Raw genomic sequence first — 17,170 nt, 5'->3', positions numbered from 1 at the left:
GGGACGCTAGGTCATCTCCACATCGAGGACCAGCGAGGCCCGGATGGGATGTCCATGACTGCTCCAGAAGCGATGGAGCAGGTCAAAGTCATAACTCTCCTGGACGCGAGGTGTGAGCTTGCGGCCATCCAGCTCGTGCGGGAGTCCACGGGAGAGCAACCCATGCAACACGCCAAGCAGCTCATGTTCCTCCTCCGCGCGGTGGGACCACGCGGAGACGATGAGCCCAAGCCGCAGCGCACCGTTCTGGGTGACAGCCAGCCGGTAGAGCGCGAGCGACACGGCCGGCCGCTTCCCCGCGAGCGCCTCCCGGGTGGGGGAGCCGTGGAGGATGTGGACCTCCTTGAGGAAGTGTTGTCTGAGCTGCGAATCCAGTGCCTCCTGGAACACTTCCGCCACGCGGCGCAAGCGTGTGCCCGCGTCCGAGGGAGCCTCCGCCTCCGGACGCCGCGAGAGCCGGCCCAGTTCATACAACTCCAGCGCGACGGCGCGCTCCAGGTGCTCCTGGGCCAGCGGAGCACCCGCCTGTTCGGCGAGGAAGATGGCCTTGAGCGCGGCGTTGCGGATGTCGCCGCCCGCCAGCCGGTGCCGCTGCGCCAGTCCCGCCAGGTCGAGAGCCCCCGCGCGAGGCACACCCTCCGGAAGCATCAGCTCCCAGATGCGGCGGCGCTCGTCGACCTCGGGGAAGGGGAACTCGATGCGCGCGTGGAAGCGCCGCAGGAAGGCTTCATCGATGGCCGTCTGCAGGTTGGTGGCGAGGATGATCAGCCCGTCGTGACGTTCGATGCGCTGGAGGAGGAAGCCGACCTCCAGGTTGGCGAAGCGGTCATTGGCGTTGCTGACCTCCGTGCGCGCGGAGAACAGCGAGTCCGCCTCGTCGAAGAACAGCACGGCGCCGGAGCGCTCGCCGTGGGACAGCACCTCGTCGATGTTCTTCTCCGTCTCGCCCACGTACTTGCTGACGAGCCGGGACAGGTCGATGACATACAGCGGCCGGCCCACCGCATGGGCGATGACCTCCGCGGCCAAGGTCTTGCCAGTGCCGGAGCGTCCAGAGAACAGCGCCACCGGGCCCGTGTGCATCCGGAAGCGACGAGACAGGCCACGCTCTTCGGCGACACGGTCGCGCTGGGCCACGTAGAACAGCAGTCGCTCCAAGGCCGCGCGAGTGGTGTCACGCACCACGAGGTCCGCGAAGGTCCGCGACGTCTCCAGCCGGTAGCCATGGCGCAAAGGCACCTGGACAAGCCGAGAGGCAGCGGCACGAAGCGCATCCGCGTCACCGCCCGGAGCCGAGTCGAACACGCGGCGGATCTCCTGAAGCCCGCCCCGAAAGCCAGACGCCAGCCGTCCCGCATCCGCCTCCGTCAATGACAGTCCCCGAACCTGGGCCTCCTCCAGCCACAGGGTCCGCCGCTGGACGAAGCCTGGAGCGGGTGCCTCATGGTGCGGCACGGCGAAGGGCTGCGCGGAGTCCGCGAGCACCAGGGCCCGCCCGCCAAACCGTTGGCACAATCCAGACAGCGTCTCCGTGACGGAGAGTGCCAGCCCCCGCTCACCACCGGACATGTCCACGGCCAGCATCGCGCCGCGCACCGACGCCAGACGCCACAGGGCCCGGGCCATGGAAACCGGCTCCGGTGCCCCAGCCCACCGAGCGACGACCAGCGGCACACCGGCTTCGTCAGCGAGGCTCAGCGCCACGCCCAGCCGCTCCCCCTCGCCATGCACGACAGCGAACGTCGCGATTGAGGAAGAAGGCAGCGCCTCCGGCCCATGCCACTCCAGCGAGAACTCGCCCAGCACGGACGGACGGGGCAGTTCCAGCAGGGCCTCGCGGACCTCCGGAGCCAGGTCCACGGGCCGGAGCATGGGAGGAAAAGCGCCAGCGCCCGTCTGCAACAATCCACCGCCCACCAGGAGTCCGCTGTCGGTCAGGGACGCCAGCAAGCGCTGCGCGCGAGCAGGCGTGCGTCCCAGGACGGTGAGCAGCAATCGCTCCACGTTCCATCCCTGCGCGGTCTCGTCCTGGAGCACGGCGAACAGGCGCGAATACCGGGGCTCCAGCCACGTCGCGAGCAGGAGCAACAGCGCCTCCTCCTCCACGGTGTCGACGCGAAGTGAAGCCCGCAGCCGGGCGAAGGGAAGGGGAGGAGAAGTCCCCAGGAGCGGCGTCTCCGCGAGCGCCGAGCTGAAGGCGAGCTCGGCGGTGGAAGGGCGCACGGTGGTGCGCACGGCATCCCAGCCATTCTCCTGCTCCCCCCGGAGCTTCGAAGCGCGGGCCTCCTCCAGGTCACACACCTGGACGAGCAGCGCATCCAGACGCCTCAGCGTCTCCCCCCACAACGGATCCATGGGCGCCTCCAGCCGGCCAGCATACGGAGGGCGGGTGGATCCGGCCATGGACGGGCCCGGAGGGCAGGTTCCACTGCGTTGGTATTCCGCCAATGGATTGGAGGAAGTGCTGACCGGGTGGCGGGGCGGGTGGTAGAGACTGGCACATGACTCAGAGTGGTACTGAAGGGGTGTCGGCCCTGGACTTCCGGGACGCGATGTCCCGGTGGGCGAGCGGGGTGGCGGTGGTCTCTGTCCGTGACGCGGACGGGATCGCGGCGACGACGGTCAGCTCCTTCAGCTCCCTCTCCCTGACGCCTCCGCTGATTGCCCTGGCGCTGCAGCAGTCCTCCCGCACGCTCAAGCGCGTGGAGGCCGCCCGCCGCTTCAGTGTGAGCGTGCTGTCCACCATCCAACGCGACGTGTCGGTCCGCTGCGCGAAGGGGGAGGCCGAAGGCCGGATGTTCGACGAAGGTGCCTTCGTGCAGGACAGCCTGGTGGGTCTGGCGTGCGCTCTGTTGGATGTGCACCGTTACGGCGATCACCTGTTGCTGGTGGGCCGTGTGGAGCGCATCCAGCGGGGAGTGGACGAAGAACCGTTGCTCTACTGGAACCGGGCCTATCGCGCGCTGACGGCGCACCCGGAGCCAGGGCCCGCCCCGAAGTAGCGAACGAGTAGCCGAATCTCACTGAACCCGGAAAGGACGCACCCGATGCCCTTCACGCTGCCCGAGCTCCCGTACAAGAAGGACGCGCTGGCCCCTCACATGAGCCAGGAGACGCTGGAGTTCCACCACGACAAGCACCACGCCGCGTACGTCAACAAGCTCAACGAGCTGACCGCGGGCAAGCCCGAGGCCAGCAAGTCGCTGGAGGACGTCATCCTCAGCAGCGACGGCCCCGTGTTCAACAACGCGGCCCAGGTGTGGAACCACACCTTCTTCTGGAACTGCATGAAGCCGGCCGGCGGTGGCAAGCCGACGGGTGACATCGCGGCCGCCATCGACCGCGACTTCGGCTCCTACGACGAGTTCAAGAAGCAGTTCACCGAGGCCGCCATCACGCAGTTCGGCTCCGGCTGGGCCTGGCTGGTGAAGGACGGCAACAAGCTGTCCATCATGAAGACGTCCAACGCGGACCTGCCGCTGAAGCACGGCAAGAAGGCGCTGCTCACCATCGACGTCTGGGAGCACGCCTACTACATCGACTTCCGCAACCTGCGCCCCAAGTTCATCGAGACCTTCCTCAACAGCCTCGTGAACTGGGACTTCGTGAACGAGAACCTGAAGAACGCCTGATGTGAAGTGAAGTGACGGGAACCGCGCGGCCCGGCTCGGCACGGTCCGGAGCGGCGCGGTTCTCGGATGCGTTCAGCGCGGTTCGCACCAGTCAATGCGGCACTTGTCGAACTGGACGTAGCAGGCCTCTTCCTGCGCCGGAGTCGTCGCGTTGCGCATGCACCGGGCGCGCATGTCGATACAGTACGGACAGGGACCTGCCGCCTCGGCCTGGGTGTTGGTGAATCCCGCCGCGAATCCCAGACATGCCGCCAGCGCCATCTTGAGCTTCATCACGACCTCCGGTTGGGTTTGGTCCGCAATGGAAGTCTAGCACCGTTATTGCGGGGAAGACCGGGCTCCCACCAATCCTTTCACCAGATACAGCCGGGAAAGCGCTTCGTTGTAACTGTATGTGTAGAACTTTCCGTCCTCGGAGATCGCCAGCGTCATCACGGAGATGAGGCCCGGCATGACGCCCCCCGCCGGAAGGGTCAGGTGTGGCGTGCTCGCGCCAGTCTTCACGTCGACCCTGGAGACGCGCACCGGGAGCGAGACGCTTCGCAGATAGAGCGCCGTTCCGCTCGCGTCCCAGCCCGCCACCCATTGATTCGTGAACCGGCCGGGGACGGTGCCTTGCGCCTCACCCGTCTGGGAGAACAGGCGGAGGCTTCCCTCCGCGTCCACGGTCGCGAGGCGGAGGCCATCGGGTGAGATGACCGTGTGGAAGCCCGTGCCTTCCTCTGTGATGGGCCTGGGGGCTCCGGAGCCGGGTTCGAAGACCCAGAGCCGGGCAGGACGTCCCTCTTCGTGCGCGCGAAGGAGCAACCGCTTCCCATCCGGGAACCAGCGCGCCGTGAGCACCGTGGTGACAGGAGCGAGCGACAGCGACCGAGGCTCGCCCGCGCCCGTGGGCAGCAGCAGGAACTCCATCTGTTCGCCGTAGCGCACCAGCAGCACCTGCTTGCCGTCCGGAGACAGCGCCATGGGGATGCCGTCGCCCAGCCGGATCGGTGGTGCGCCATCGGAGGTGCGCAGATAGGCGCCGTAGGTGGGGCCCTCCACCTCCGCGCCCTCGGTGAAGAGGAAGGTCCGGCCATCGCGGGACATGTCCGTCATGAACGACGAGTCCGACCACGTCAGGTCCCGCTCCGTGCCCGCGTGCCCGAACGCCAGCCCCGTGCGGATCACCGGGTGATCCACCAGGATGGAGCCGTCCTGGGAGATGTCATGCAGCACCATCCGCCCGGCGATCCGATCCACCGGCCGCGTCGTGCCGCGCAGGTCGACCGCGAACAGCTCGGAGTCCGCGCCTGTACGCGAGGCGGTGAACCACACCTCGCTTCCATCGGGAGACCACGCCAGGCCCCGGATGCTCGCCCAGTCCGACGAAAGCTCGCGGGGCGGACCGTCCTTCTCCAGCACCCAGACCCCGCCCCGGTCGTCCTTGGGATGTGCATGGAACAGGAAGGCGATCCGCGCTCCGTCGGGGGAGACGCGTGCGTGGCTGATCCATCCCTGGGATTCGAAGCGCACCGTGCCGGGGGGCTGCTCCAGCCGGAAGTTCTCGCCCACGCGGCGCACCACCGCGAGCGGTCCATCCGCACGTCCCCAGTCCGCCTCCAGCACGCCATCGAGCACGGCCCGGGGCGCGCCGCCCGCGAGCGGCATCAAGCCGAGCGTCCCGCTGCCATGCTCGGCGTCGAAGAACCGGGGCTCGAGCAGCACCGCCAGCTCCCCCTTCGAGGACGCGGCGAGCACATCCGCGTGCTGCCCCAGCGGTTGTGACAGCGGACGCTCCGTGCGCGCGCTGTAGAGCTCCGCGGGTCCTCCCTCCCACGCCGCGCCATAGAGCAACGTGTGTCCGTCCGCGGAGAACCGGGCGTTGAGCACGTGGCCCCGGCGGAACGTGACGGGGCGGTACGTCGGGCGTGAGGACTGCGCCGTTGGCACCGCCGCAGTCGCCGGCCTGTGTCCGAACGCCAGGAAGCCACCCACGACAGACAGCAGCACGGCCGCCGCGGCCACCCACAGGGCAGGACGTGGGAACACTCCGCGCCGCAAGGCCAGGGGCGCACCACGAGCCGCGATGGACTCCAGGGCGAAGGCCAGGTCCTGCGCGGACTGGAACCGTTCGCCTGGATCCTTCGCCAGACAGCGAGCAATCACCGTCCCCATCTCTCCCGGCAGCACGGGAGGCGCATCGCGGAGCGCGGCGCTCATCCGCTCCACCGGGCTGTCACCGCCAAAGGGAGCACGGCCGCTCACGGCCTCGTAGAGCACCGCGCCGAGCGAGAACACATCCGCGCGAGCATCCACGCCCTGGCCGCGGATCTGCTCCGGAGCCATGTACCCGGCGGTGCCCACCACCGCGCCGCTCTGGGTGAGCGAGGCGTCCCCGGTGTGCTCGACGCGCTCGGTGAGCCGGGCCAGCCCGAAGTCGAGGACCCGCGCGCTGCCGTTCGAGCACAGGAAGATGTTCGCGGGCTTGAGGTCGCGGTGGATGACGCCACGCGCGTGCGCGGCCGCGAGCCCCTGGGACAACTGGATGCCCAGCCGCAGCGCCTGCTCCGGTGGCAGCGGCCCACGCATCAGCCGCGCCCGCAGGGTGACGCCCTCCAGCCACTCGGTGACGAGGTACGGCACGTCCTCGTGGGTCCCCACGTCGAACAGCGTGAGCAGGTGGGGATGGGACAGCGCGCCCGCCGCGCGGGCCTCCTGTCGGAAACGGGCCAGGCGCTCCGCGTCCTGCGCGAACCGGAGCGGGAGCACCTTCAAGGCCACGTCCCGTCCCAGCCGCCCATCGCGAGCCCGGTACACGTCCCCCATCGCGCCACTGCCCGCATGGGCGACGATGACGTACGGCCCCACCCGCTCCCCAGGAGCGAACGAGCGGGGCGGAGCCGCCTCCACGAACCGGCCCTCCGCGTGCCACGTCGCCGCGACGGCCGCGAGCAGCGACCCGCAGGAATCGCAGCGGGACAGGTGCGCCTCCGCGAGGGCGCGCTGCTCATGCGGCAGGCGGTCCTCCACGAAGGCGAGAATCGTTTCCTCGGAGGGACATCCCGACATGGTGGGACGCGACTCTAGGATTGTTCGCGCTCAGGGCAGAAGAGGGGGGACGGCGACCCGGTACGCGCGGAAGGGCAGGGCCGGGGTCCCCGGCGTGCCGAAGAAGAACCCCATCTGCGACTCCAGCACCCACGCGCCGTCCTTCGTGATCGCGGCGGCGGTCGGCTCCACGAAGCCGTTGGCGAGCACCTCCTTCGCGCCAGCGCCTTCACCCAGCGTCACCAGCGAAGCCCGCCCCACCGTGTTCTCCACGACGAACAGCCGGCCCGAATCCACCCACTCGACCCCGTCCGGCGTCTCCAGCGCCGGCGTCACCGGGATGTTCACGGGCGCCGCCGCGCTGCCATCCGGCTGGATATCGATGGAGAACAGCGCGCCCGTGTCGCTCTTCACGACGTAGAGCCGGTTCGCCCCGTCGTAGGCGATGCCGTTGAGCGTGATGAGGCCCGGCTCGGAGGGCTCGTACGCGGCATCCGAGGACCACGTGTCGAGCGCCGTCCCACCCACGGCCAGCCGGAAGACCGCGTTCCCGAACGAGTCCGTCACGTACACGTTGCCCGCGGCATCGACGGCGACGTCGTTGCAGAAGCTGACCTGGCTAGGCATGGCATGGCTGGCCTTCAGGGCACCCGTGGAGAGCGCATACCCGTTCAGGTACGAGGCCTGCGCGGGCAGCAGCAGGTCGTCGTAGGTGCAGGCCCAGAGCGTGTCGTGGGCCTCATCCACCTCGAGCCCGTAGACGCCGAATGAGGCCCGGCCCGGGACGAAGACCTCGGCCCCCAGCGAGCCCGGCTTGGCGCGCGCGATGGCGCCGGTGCCCAGGCTGCCCGCGTAGAGCGTGCCGTCCTTCGAGGCCGCGATGCCCTCTGGAAAGAAGGCCTCGCCGGGCCACTGCACCTCGGTGGGGATGGAGGGGGCATCGTCGGGGAACGGCTCGCAGGCGGAGACGGTGGCGGCGAGGGTGACGACGGACAGCCAGGAAGAGACGCGCATGGGGCTTTCCTCGGTGAGGCCCGGAAGGGGCCTTTCGACGCCCTGACACCGGCCGGGAAATCCCTTGCAGCGAAAGTTCAGCCCCCCGGACCGAGCAGCCGCGTCAGGCTGAGGTCCACCTGGCTCACGACCAGCGCCGCGATGCTGTCCACCGAGGACGCGCCCACCCCCAGGCGTTCGCAGAGCCGCCGCGTCGTGGCCTCCGCCACCTGCTCCCGCGCGCGGCTGAGCCACCGCGAGACAGTGGACATGTGCACGCGGTAGAGCGCCGCGATGGCGTCCAGGGACAGCGCCTCCACGTGATACAGGCGCATCAGCGTGCGGTCCCGGTCGGACAGCTCACCCAGCGCCGTGCGCACGGCCTCCGTGAAGGCCTCGCGGTACCGCGAGCGCAGGTGTTCGAGCTCTGGCCCCAGCTGCTCGCCGAACGCGGACTCAACGGAGTCCTGCGCGGCGGTGTCGGCCCGGGTCTCGGAGCGCTTGAGGTTGAGCGCGATGCGCAGCGCCGCCACCCGCACCCATCCGCCCAGCGCGCCGCCGCCGGTGAACTCCGAAATCTTCGGCTCACAGCCAGCGGCAGCCGTGAACAGCTTCTCCCGGAGCACCTGTCGCACCTCCGCGACGAAAGCGGGCGAGCGGTCCACGCCGGACACGAACGCGCCGACATCGCGCAGGTAGCCGTCCTCGAAGAACTGAAGCGCGGCGCGGTCATGCCGCAGGCACCCGGAGGCCAGGTACAGCTCCGAGAAGGCAGGCGAGGCCCCTTCGAGCGCCTCCAGCAGCCCCTTCGGAGACGTCAATCGCTCAGCGACGAACACCACGAAGGCGAGCGCCTCCAGCTCCAGCCCGGGCCAGCGCGACCGGGCGCGCTCGAGCGACGCGCGGAGCAGCTCCTCCAAGCGCGTGGGCTCCGCAAGCGAAGCAGGCGCGTGGCCAGAAGCCGCGAGAAAGGCGGAGGCCAAAGGAGTGGGCGCAGGGGACACGCCTGGGACGCTACCACCCCCACCGGGCGGACGAAGGCCCCCGTCCGCTTGAGCCCACGTTGCTCGTGACCCCCGGAGTTCCACCGGCGAGAATGCCGGAGCGGTTCACTTGCCAGAGGACACTGCCATGCGCGTCATCAACTTCAATCCCGGCCCGGCCGGTCTCCCCACGGCAGCGCTGGAGCGGGCGCGGGACGAGCTGCTCGACTTCCAGGGCACGGGGATGTCGATCATCGAGCACAGCCACCGGGGCAAGGCGTTCGAGGCCGTCCACAACGAGACCCTCGCCCTCGTGAAGGAGCTGCTGGCCGTTCCGGACACCCACGAGATCCTCTTCCTCCAGGGCGGCGCCTCGCAGCAGTTCGCGCAGGTGCCCATGAACTTCATGCCCCAGGGCGGCTCCGCGGACTACGTGGTGACGGGAGGCTGGAGCGAGAAGGCGGTGGACGAGACGCGCTACTACGGCACGCCGCGCATCGCCGCGAACACGGTGGACAAGGACAAGCGCTTCACGCGGGTCCCCACCCAGGCCGAGCTCCAGTTGGATCCGAAGGCCGCCTACGTCCACATGACGAGCAACAACACGCTCTTCGGGACGCAATGGCACACCTTCCCGGAAGTGGGGCAGGTGCCCCTGGTGGCGGACATGAGCTCCGACATCCTGTGGAAGCCCATCGACGTGAGCCGCTTCGCGCTCATCTACGCGGGAGCCCAGAAGAACATCGGGCCGTCAGGCATCGTCCTGGTGCTGGTGGAGAAATCCTTCATGGCGAAGGGCCGCAAGGACATCCCGAAGATCTTCCGCTACACGACGTACGCGGAGAACAACTCGCTCTACAACACGCCGCCCACCTTCTCCATCTACCTCTGCCGCAACGTGCTCGCGTGGATCAAGGGTGTGGGCGGTCTGAAGCAGGTGGAGGCCTGGAACCGCGAGAAGGGCGAACTGCTGTACACGGCCATCGACCGCAACGCGGGCTTCTACCGGGCCCCGGTGGAGAAGGCGTCGCGCTCGTACATGAACGTGGTGTTCCGCCTGCCGGACGAAAAGCTGGAAGAGGCTTTCGTGGCCGAAGGCGCCAAGGCCGGCATGGTGGGTATGAAGGGCCACCGCATCACGGGCGGCATCCGCGTGTCCCTCTACAACGCGGTGACCGTGGATCACGTGAAGACGCTGGTCTCATTCATGGACGACTTCGCGAAGCGCAACGGGTAGTTCCCGGCGTTCTTCCCAAGGGGCCTGGGGCGCTCACCGGCGCCCTGCCCACGATGAAGTGCAAAGCTGGACGCCGCCTCCAATGCCTGGCGCCACTGAGGACTCCGCCACAGCCCAAGGGTATTCACCGTATGGAGCAGAGACTCAGTCATACCTGGAGGCAAGAGGTCCAGCGCACCGGACAGTGGTTTGAGCCACGGTTCTGGCGTACTTCCACTTATGCGCAGGGATCGCCTTGGTCGGTGGAAGAACTCGATGATGCCTTCAAAGTCCTGACAGAGCATGTCTACCCAGTGCCATCCGCGTCCGCTTAGCGTGATGGGGAAAAGCCGAGCAGAATCAAAGACATAAGGGCAGCCGAGCAGACAGGTTCTCGGGAACGGGGTGCCAGGAACACTTTGTCGATATGAAGAAGAGCACGCCGAGGACGAAGGTGGCTGAGGGATTGCGCGCGCTGGTGTCGGCCGAGGACATTCTGGAGGCCGCGCGCTCACCGGGCAGAAGCTGTCGCCCAGCGCCTTCTTCGAGCGTTTCAGCGACGCCTTCGGGCAGTTGATGCGCGAGGTGGCGAGCCGGGCCATCCGTGCCGTACGAGAGGCCGTCGGCGAGGACAAGCCCTTCAACGAGTTGGGGGCACTGCTGGATGAGTTCACGGACGTGCAGGTGGCCGACTCCACGTGCCAACTGCTGCGGCGGCTGGCAGCGGACTGGGCCCCGTCCACCAGCGAGGCACGGCCGGCCGCCTTCAAGTGGCACGCACTGGTGTCGCTGCGCGACGAGTTACCGGTGGCCGATGACGTGACGTCCCAGCGCACCCAGGACACGCGCGCCCTGCCCGAGGAGGCGCTGGCGCCCGGCACGCTCACCTTCATGGACCTGGGGTGCACGGACACGGGCCGCTACCTCGACGCCATCGAGGCCGGGGCCCACTTCCTGGTGCGGCTGAAGGCCCAGCATGACCCGAAGGTGCTGCGGGTGCACGTGGGCAAGGGCGAGCGCGTCCGGGCGCGTGGCATGCGCCTGACTGACGCACTCCTGCAAGGTGTCCTCAAGGAGGAGGGCGGCGTCATCGACGTGGACGTGCGGTTGGAGAAGCACGGGCGCACGGCCTGCGCGCGCGTGGTGGCCGTGGAAGGGCCGCAGGGCGAGCGGCGCTGGTACCTGACGACGGTGGGCCGCGAGGTGCTGACGGCACACGAGGTGGCCGAGGCCTACCGGTTGCGCTGGAGAGTGGAGCTGCTCTTCAAGGCCCTCAAATCCGGCGTGGGGATGTCGGCGCTGCGCGCCACCCGGCCTGGCGCGGTGCTCTCGCTGGTGTACGCCAAGGTGATTGCCCTGGTCCTCTCGCGCCTGCTGGAACTGTCGCTGCGGCAGAAGGCAGGCGAGCCGGACTCGCAGCAGGCGACGGGGCGGCTCGCGCTGGTACTGGCACTGGCTCGCTGCGCCCCGTTGCTACTGTCTCATGCGATGATGAGCCGGGGCGTGACGCTGGAGCAGTTGGAGGAGCGCATTCTGCTCATCGCGGAGGTGACGGCGCGTTCACTCCAGCAGCGCCGAGAGCGCGAACGCCGGAAGCGAGAGGCTTCCCTCGGGAGCGGCGGCTAAACCGGAAGCGGATGGGACAGGCCCAGGTAGCTCAGCCCGTTCCAGTGGTACCGGGCGGGAACACTGCGCTGATACGCCCACGACAGACAGGTACAGCCCACCAGGGCATGAATGAACCAGAAGATGGCGTACGGAGGGAACCACGCGGCAGGGAACTGGCCCAGCAGCGCCAGCCATCCTCCAAGCGTTCGCGGGCGCGCCTGGGAGAGTTCATGGGCGTAGAGGAAGACCGGAGCCCACACCACCATGGGGATGACGAGCTTGCGCAGCTTCTTGTGCGCGAACTCCCGGAAGGACGAGTCCGGCGCGCCGAAGAGTGACACCGCCGCTCCCGAGCCAATGATCATCACCGCCATGTTGAAGCTGTGGATGAGCTCCGCCGCGAACCGCAGCTCCGCGCGTTCCGGAGCGAAGAGCTTGCGCAACCCCTGGAAGGGCTCCACGCCAATCACATGGACCAGCACCACGAGCAGCAGGCTGACGCCGCGGACGAAGAACAGTTCCTCGGAGAGCGCCTTGCGAACCCGTGCAACGCGCGTTTCAGTGGGTACGTCAGGGAGCGTGAGCATGGCAGGCCGGAGTCCTCAACGGAGGACACGCCCTGTATGCAGATATCGTGCGCCACGCTTCCCGGATTCACGGCCGGTTGCCAGCCGCCGCTGTCTCATTTTGAGACGTCAATCTGTCTCGCGTTGATATTGGCGGTAGGGCACGGGAATCGAACTCGCCAGGGACTGCTCTCGCAGCCCCTCACGGACCGGTGAAAGCCGTGAACTGCGCGCCGGAGATGCCCGCGCGCGCCATGGCCTCCTCAGCCACGATCAGAACTACTCAGGATCGAGCGCCCAGGTTCCTTCTTCCCAGCGTTTCAATGCCTGCTGCGCTCCGAACGGGACCAGCCCCTGCCCCTTGGCCGCTTCCTCCAGGACCGCTTTGGCTTCGGCCGTCCGATAGCGGAGCAGATGCGCGGCAGCCATCACGCGCACGTCCATGCGCTCATGCTTGAGCAGTACGGCGAGAGCGTCACGTCCGGCATTGCCGTGGGCCAGGAGCTTATCGACGGCGGCACCGTACTTCCTGGCGTGCTTGTTTCCCGTCTTGGCGTCTCCCCGGAAGATGGCCTCGTTCTGCGCGACTACGTCCTCGACGAACTGCTCGACAAGGTCCTGCAACTTCATCACCAGAGCCCCTTTCCGACGTTCTCAATGGCCAGAAGCCCGAAGTCACGTTGGTCCTCGTAGGACTGCGTGCTCAACCATTGCCGTACGGTCAATGGCGAGCCGGTGATATCGCGTCGAATCGACGAGAAGAACGCGCTGACGTCGCTGTGCAGGCTCTTGTCCAGTGGGATGAGGTTCTCGGTGTTGTGGAGGCCTGGACCGCCGCCTGCGCGGCGCCTGGGAGCATTGGCACCTTCGACCCCAGCCCCGCCGCCGTGTTCCCAAGGGCGGCCGTTGCCAACATGGCGAACGCGCGCGCCGCGTTGCGGCCCATGACCTTGCCGTAGCGCTCACCCGCCTCGCGGAGTTCGTCAAACGTGGTGGCCCGCTCCGCCTTCGTGTCAAGGCTCGGCTAATCAGGTCGCTGTTCGGTCCGGCCAATGAGGTCCGGACGTGAGGAGCCCGGGAAGCGTGACGGCGTGGACCGCGCGGGTTCGGCCAAACCGGTCCGGCAGGGGCTCCGCCAGGTGTCAGCGTGCGGGAGTCTCGACCTGGGCCGCGCGCGGTGCGCGGGTGCGCTTGGCGAGTGGCGGGTTGCGGTAGCTGTCACCCTCGATGGTGAGGACGTGGGAGTGGTGCAGCAGCCGGTCCATGGCGGCGCTGGCCAGCAGTGCGTCACCAACAGCGGCGGCCACTCCTCCAGGGCGCGATTGGAGGTGATGCAAGTGGCCTCACCGCGGGGGGCGGTGCTCTTGGACTCGCGAAGATGCACGGGATACCTGGCCGGGTAGGCGCTCACTCCACCTCCCAGCCGTGTTTCTTCCAACTGTCTTCCGGGGGAACGGACCGCCGTCCCGACTGCTCCGACTCAAGGTCCGCTTGGCCGACCCGGGGGCGATCCGCTTGGCCGACCCCGCTACGAACTGCTTGGGTGACCCGCCTGCGATCCACTACCCCGGTCCGTTACACCAGGCGGAGAACGAGGTGCTACGCCAACAGCCGCGCTCTGTCCCTGTCCTGGTTGTGGTGATGGCGGTGGTGCTCGGCGCCGGGGCAGGCTTCGCCCTCGCCCAGGTGAGGTGATTGCCCTTTAGAGTCCAAGATTATGGACTTTAAAAGTCAATTGGACCCAAACTCCTCGGGAGGCGCCGCCGCGCCACTTCTCCCGCCTCCCGAGGAGCCATGCCCGACACGACAACCGATAACCTGGCGCGCACCGAAGCCTCCGCGCGCCGCAGGCAGCTCCCGCCGACGCCTGAGCGCCCGCTGCACCTCTTCACCATCGACGGCATCCGCTACGAGTCCGTCCGCGAACTGGTGCGGATGGAGACGGGCGAGGTGCTGATGATGGCCCAGCGCTTCACGGAGCGCGGCAACAAGCTGCCCGGTTACTGCTTCGTGCGGCGGCTGGCGAACCCCTCCACCTTCATGCAGCGCACGCGGCTGGGGGAGGAGATTCAGCTGGCCTTCCGTCTGCGCCACCCGGCCATCGCCACGGTGTTCCACCGCAAGGTGCACAAAGGCGCCCTGCACGCCGTCATGGAGTACGTGGACGGTCCCTCGCTGGAGACGCTGGTGAGTGCGGGCGTGGCGCGTGGCCGGCCCGTCTCCGAGTCCTTCGCCCTCTATGTCGGCGCGGAAATCGCGGAGGCCTTGCACCACGCGCACACGCTGACGGACGTGGACGGCAAGTCGCTGGGCGTCATCCACCGCGACGTCAACCCCCGGCATGTCTACGTAGGGACGCAAGGCGAGGTGAAGCTGACGAACTTCGGCGCGGCGTACTCGCTGGTGGTGGGGCGCGAGGAGTCACCCGCCAGCCTCGTGCGTGGAGACGTGGCCTACGCCTCGCCGGAGTACCTGACACGTAAACCATTGACGCCGCGTTCCGACGTCTTCGGCCTGGGCGTGCTGCTGGTGGAACTCTTCACCGGAAAGCACCTCTTCGACGTGGAGGACGTGCCGGGCCCGCTCAAGGGGATGGTCCACCTCCAGCCGGAAATCATCCCCTCCCTGCCGCTGACGCAAATGCAGGTGCTGCTGGCCAGCTTCGGGCCGGAGGACGTCGAGGAGGCCGTGGACTCACTCTCCCCGGACGTGAAGGCGATGCTGCATGTCGCGCTGCGCGCCAAACCCGAGCAGCGATTCGCCACGGCGGCGGACATGCGTGATGCGATGCGCGTCGCCCTGGCGAGGCGCCACCCGGGCTACGGCCGGCAGGAAGCCGCAGCGGAGTGGGCCCAGGTGCTGGCGGAGGGCAGCGTCCTTCGCGACGAGGTGGAGTTCGGTGAGGAGGGCTTCTTCCCCGAGGGGTTGGAGTCCCACGAACTGGAGGGCTTGAAGCGGGAGTAGGGCTTCAGCGCGCCAGGGCCGAGGCGACGTGGAGGAGGGCCGCGAGGTCCTCCGCGTCCAGCTTGCGCGCGAGGTGGAGGAGACGCCGCAACTCTGGAGCGTCCTCTTCCTTGGGCTTGGGCTTCGTGCCCTACAAAGGTCGGCCAAGGGTGAATGCTGGAGGTCCTGTGGAGTTGGATAGACTCCATGAGTCCTTTCTGGAGGGGGCAGCCAGAGGGAGGGATTCCCGGGCTTCTCACGCTTCTGGTAGGGTCCGCGCCCCGCTGGGAGGACGCCGCATGCGAGAGGCCTGGGAGCCCGAAAGAAGGTCGCCATGATGCGGGGGCCACCTCCGGCCGTGCTGTCTCCTGGGGCCCAGGTGCTGGGCTACACGGTGGATCGCCAGCTGGGGCAGGGCGGCTTCGGCACGGTGTATCTCGCGCATTGCGAGGGTCAGCGCTTCGCCCTGAAGCTGCTGCACGTGCCTCGCGTGGGGGAGCGGGCGGAGCGCGAAGTCTCCATCCTCACTCGCCTGCATCACCCCAACGTGGTGCGGATTCTGGGCCATGGCTACTGGCCGGTGCCCCAGCCGCAATTCATCGTCATCGTCATGGAGTACGTGGAAGGGCGTCAGCTGGACGCCTGGGCCGACGCGGAGAACCCCACGGCGAGGCAGGCGGCGCGCGCGCTGCTGGGCGTGGCGCGGGCGCTCGCGGCTGCCCATGGGGACGGGGTGGTGCACCGGGACGTGAAGGAGGCCAACGTCATGGTGCGCGCCTCGGACGGCCTGGCCAAGCTGGTGGACTTCGGCATCGGCGACTACACGGGCGCGCGCGAGCTGACGGCGGACATCCTCCCACCCGGGACGGTGGACTACCGCTCCCCGGAGGCGTGGCGCTTCCTGCGGGCCCACCGCGAGGCGCCGGACGCTCGTTACACAGCGGGGCCGGCGGACGACTTGTGGGCGCTGGGCCTCGTCTCCTACCGGCTGCTGACGGGGCGCTTCCCCTTCGATGGCGAGGACGGTGCCAGCTTGACGGAGGCGATTCTCTCCAGCGCGCCCACGCCGCCGCACGAGGAGAACGAGCGGGTGCCTCGGGCGCTGAGCGACGTGTGCCTGCGGTTGCTGGAGAAGACCCCCGAGGCGCGCACGCCCAGCGCCCAGACTCTCTGCGAGTCGCTGGAGCAGGCGCTGCGCGGCGCGGACGCGACGTGGGACGTGCCGCTCTGCGACGCGTATGCCGAGGACTCCGCGACGACAGAGGGGGAGGACATCGACAGCTTCGAGCAGTGGCGGCACCAACCCCGGCACCGCCCTCGTCGAGGCAAACGCATTCCCCGGAAACAGATGCCAGCGGTGGACGCGGATGCTGCGGCGAGCGAGATGCCACCTCCCGCGACGACCGTGCGTGTGTCGCCCGAGAAGCGTGGGGCCTTCCTTGCCTGGGTGGCGCTCGCAGTGGTGCTCGTCCTGACGGGGGCAGCGTGGGGCCTCGGGACGTCGCGCGTCGCGCGGCCTGTCCCCACCCGTCAGGAAGTAGCGCCCTCTGGCAAGTCGACTCAAGCTGACCGCGCCGCAGCTCCTACCGGGCCGGAGGCCACCGCTGCGGCCGTCGCTCTCCCTGCGACGCTCCAGGAGGTTTCAGCCACCGTGACGATGCAGCCCAAAGAGACGCAGCCCCTTCAGCTCCCCTCGAAGCCCGCGAAGAAGGGCATGAGCGTCATGGCCCGTGCTGTCGGCACGGTGGCGGCTTGCTCAGCGCTCATGGGTTGTCCTGGTCCGCAGGTGCGTCCGGCTCCGCCTCCTGAGCCGTGCCCTGCAGGGTCAGTGAAGGCCATGGCGAAACGTGAAGTTGAGATAGGACGCAGGCTCCCTGCTGTTTTTGTCAAAGGCCGCCCTAGAACAGTTTCCGTGGGAGATGGACCCATTGAAATTCATCTCCTAGGTGGATGGGGAGGCATGCCTGCTAACACGGTGCTGTCGGGCCGTGCTGTCGTGAGCGACCGCGTTTATGGCCGGCTCACCTGGGCTACGCCTCCGCAGGGGGATAGCTTCCCGGTGTGCTTTGAACTGCTCAGTGAAGAGGGTGTCAAAGGGATGGAACGTGAAGCTGGTGATGACTCTTCGATTCGTGCTCGTATTTTCTCCGTTGCTGATGTGAGAGCCGTCAGTGAATTCGAATAGCATGTCCACTCAGG

At 68.2% G+C, this 17,170-nt stretch carries 14 protein-coding genes and 1 pseudogene; 6 read left to right on the top strand and 9 right to left on the bottom strand.

The features are described 5' to 3' along the window. Window positions 1-6: 6 nt before the first annotated feature. Window positions 7-2,355 (bottom strand): AAA family ATPase, encoded by a 2,349-nt coding sequence (locus tag D7X99_RS11145; RefSeq protein WP_158626982.1) that lies wholly within the window; start codon window positions 2,353-2,355, stop codon window positions 7-9. 146 nt (window positions 2,356-2,501) lie between these two features. On the opposite strand from D7X99_RS11145, the gene D7X99_RS11140 reads away from it, so the two are divergent. Both D7X99_RS11140 and D7X99_RS11135 read left to right on the top strand, forming a co-directional pair. Beyond that, window positions 2,502-3,002 (top strand): flavin reductase family protein, encoded by a 501-nt coding sequence (locus tag D7X99_RS11140; RefSeq protein ID WP_121777752.1) that lies wholly within the window; start codon window positions 2,502-2,504, stop codon window positions 3,000-3,002. 45 nt (window positions 3,003-3,047) lie between these two features. Beyond that, window positions 3,048-3,632, top strand: a complete 585-nt coding sequence (locus tag D7X99_RS11135) for a superoxide dismutase (protein ID WP_120574520.1) — start codon at window positions 3,048-3,050, stop codon at window positions 3,630-3,632. Window positions 3,633-3,704: 72 nt separating this feature from the next. Here D7X99_RS11135 and D7X99_RS11130 read toward each other — a convergent pair whose 3' ends face one another. The 4 genes from D7X99_RS11130 to D7X99_RS11115 form a co-directional block, all read right to left on the bottom strand. Beyond that, window positions 3,705-3,905: a hypothetical protein gene (locus D7X99_RS11130; protein WP_121777751.1), complete on the bottom strand. Its 201-nt coding sequence runs from the start codon at window positions 3,903-3,905 to the stop codon at window positions 3,705-3,707. A gap of 45 nt (window positions 3,906-3,950) precedes the next feature. Beyond that, window positions 3,951-6,683: a serine/threonine-protein kinase gene (locus D7X99_RS11125; protein ID WP_121777750.1), complete on the bottom strand. Its 2,733-nt coding sequence runs from the start codon at window positions 6,681-6,683 to the stop codon at window positions 3,951-3,953. 30 nt (window positions 6,684-6,713) lie between these two features. Beyond that, the gene (locus D7X99_RS11120) at window positions 6,714-7,676 is read right to left on the bottom strand and encodes an SMP-30/gluconolactonase/LRE family protein (protein WP_120574523.1); all 963 of its coding nucleotides are present in this window, start codon (window positions 7,674-7,676) and stop codon (window positions 6,714-6,716) included. A 77-nt stretch (window positions 7,677-7,753) separates the two neighbouring features. Then, window positions 7,754-8,575, bottom strand: coding sequence for a sigma-70 family RNA polymerase sigma factor (locus tag D7X99_RS11115; protein WP_158626981.1), 822 nt, complete (start codon window positions 8,573-8,575; stop codon window positions 7,754-7,756). Window positions 8,576-8,786: 211 nt separating this feature from the next. Here D7X99_RS11115 and serC point away from each other — a divergent pair, with 211 nt between their 5' ends. Together serC and D7X99_RS11105 are read left to right on the top strand one after the other, a co-directional pair. After that, window positions 8,787-9,875: a 3-phosphoserine/phosphohydroxythreonine transaminase gene (serC, locus tag D7X99_RS11110; RefSeq protein WP_121777748.1), complete on the top strand. Its 1,089-nt coding sequence runs from the start codon at window positions 8,787-8,789 to the stop codon at window positions 9,873-9,875. Between the two features lie 444 nt (window positions 9,876-10,319). Beyond that, the gene (locus D7X99_RS11105) at window positions 10,320-11,480 is read left to right on the top strand and encodes an IS4 family transposase (protein ID WP_121777747.1); all 1,161 of its coding nucleotides are present in this window, start codon (window positions 10,320-10,322) and stop codon (window positions 11,478-11,480) included. Here D7X99_RS11105 and D7X99_RS11100 read toward each other — a convergent pair. The 4 genes and pseudogenes from D7X99_RS11100 to D7X99_RS11080 all read right to left on the bottom strand — a co-directional run bounded on the left by D7X99_RS11100 (window position 11,477) and on the right by D7X99_RS11080 (window position 13,335). Continuing rightward, the gene (locus tag D7X99_RS11100) at window positions 11,477-12,049 is read right to left on the bottom strand and encodes an acyltransferase family protein (RefSeq protein WP_121777746.1); all 573 of its coding nucleotides are present in this window, start codon (window positions 12,047-12,049) and stop codon (window positions 11,477-11,479) included. The two genes, D7X99_RS11105 and D7X99_RS11100, sit on opposite strands and share 4 nt — an antisense overlap. 258 nt (window positions 12,050-12,307) lie before the next feature. Further along, window positions 12,308-12,658, bottom strand: a complete 351-nt coding sequence (locus D7X99_RS11095) for a DUF2019 domain-containing protein (protein WP_121777745.1) — start codon at window positions 12,656-12,658, stop codon at window positions 12,308-12,310. After that, window positions 12,658-13,034, bottom strand: a pseudogene (locus D7X99_RS43625) (hypothetical protein); the annotation flags it as partial. The pseudogene D7X99_RS43625 and the gene D7X99_RS11095, both read right to left, overlap by 1 nt. A gap of 136 nt (window positions 13,035-13,170) precedes the next feature. Continuing rightward, window positions 13,171-13,335, bottom strand: coding sequence for an ATP-binding protein (locus D7X99_RS11080; RefSeq protein WP_199756334.1), 165 nt, complete (start codon window positions 13,333-13,335; stop codon window positions 13,171-13,173). Between the two features lie 487 nt (window positions 13,336-13,822). Between D7X99_RS11080 and D7X99_RS11070 the strand changes: the two genes are divergently transcribed. Next, the gene (locus tag D7X99_RS11070) at window positions 13,823-14,992 is read left to right on the top strand and encodes a serine/threonine-protein kinase (RefSeq protein ID WP_121777743.1); all 1,170 of its coding nucleotides are present in this window, start codon (window positions 13,823-13,825) and stop codon (window positions 14,990-14,992) included. 313 nt (window positions 14,993-15,305) lie between these two features. Continuing rightward, the gene (locus D7X99_RS11060) at window positions 15,306-17,156 is read left to right on the top strand and encodes a serine/threonine-protein kinase (protein WP_306414322.1); all 1,851 of its coding nucleotides are present in this window, start codon (window positions 15,306-15,308) and stop codon (window positions 17,154-17,156) included. The last annotated feature ends 14 nt before the right edge of the window (window positions 17,157-17,170 follow it).

This window comes from Corallococcus sp. AB032C (assembly GCF_003668935.1).
GTDB classification, from domain to species: domain Bacteria; phylum Myxococcota; class Myxococcia; order Myxococcales; family Myxococcaceae; genus Corallococcus; species Corallococcus exiguus.
The sequence above is the reverse complement of the archived record's forward strand: the minus strand, read 5'-3'. Positions and strand labels throughout refer to the sequence as shown.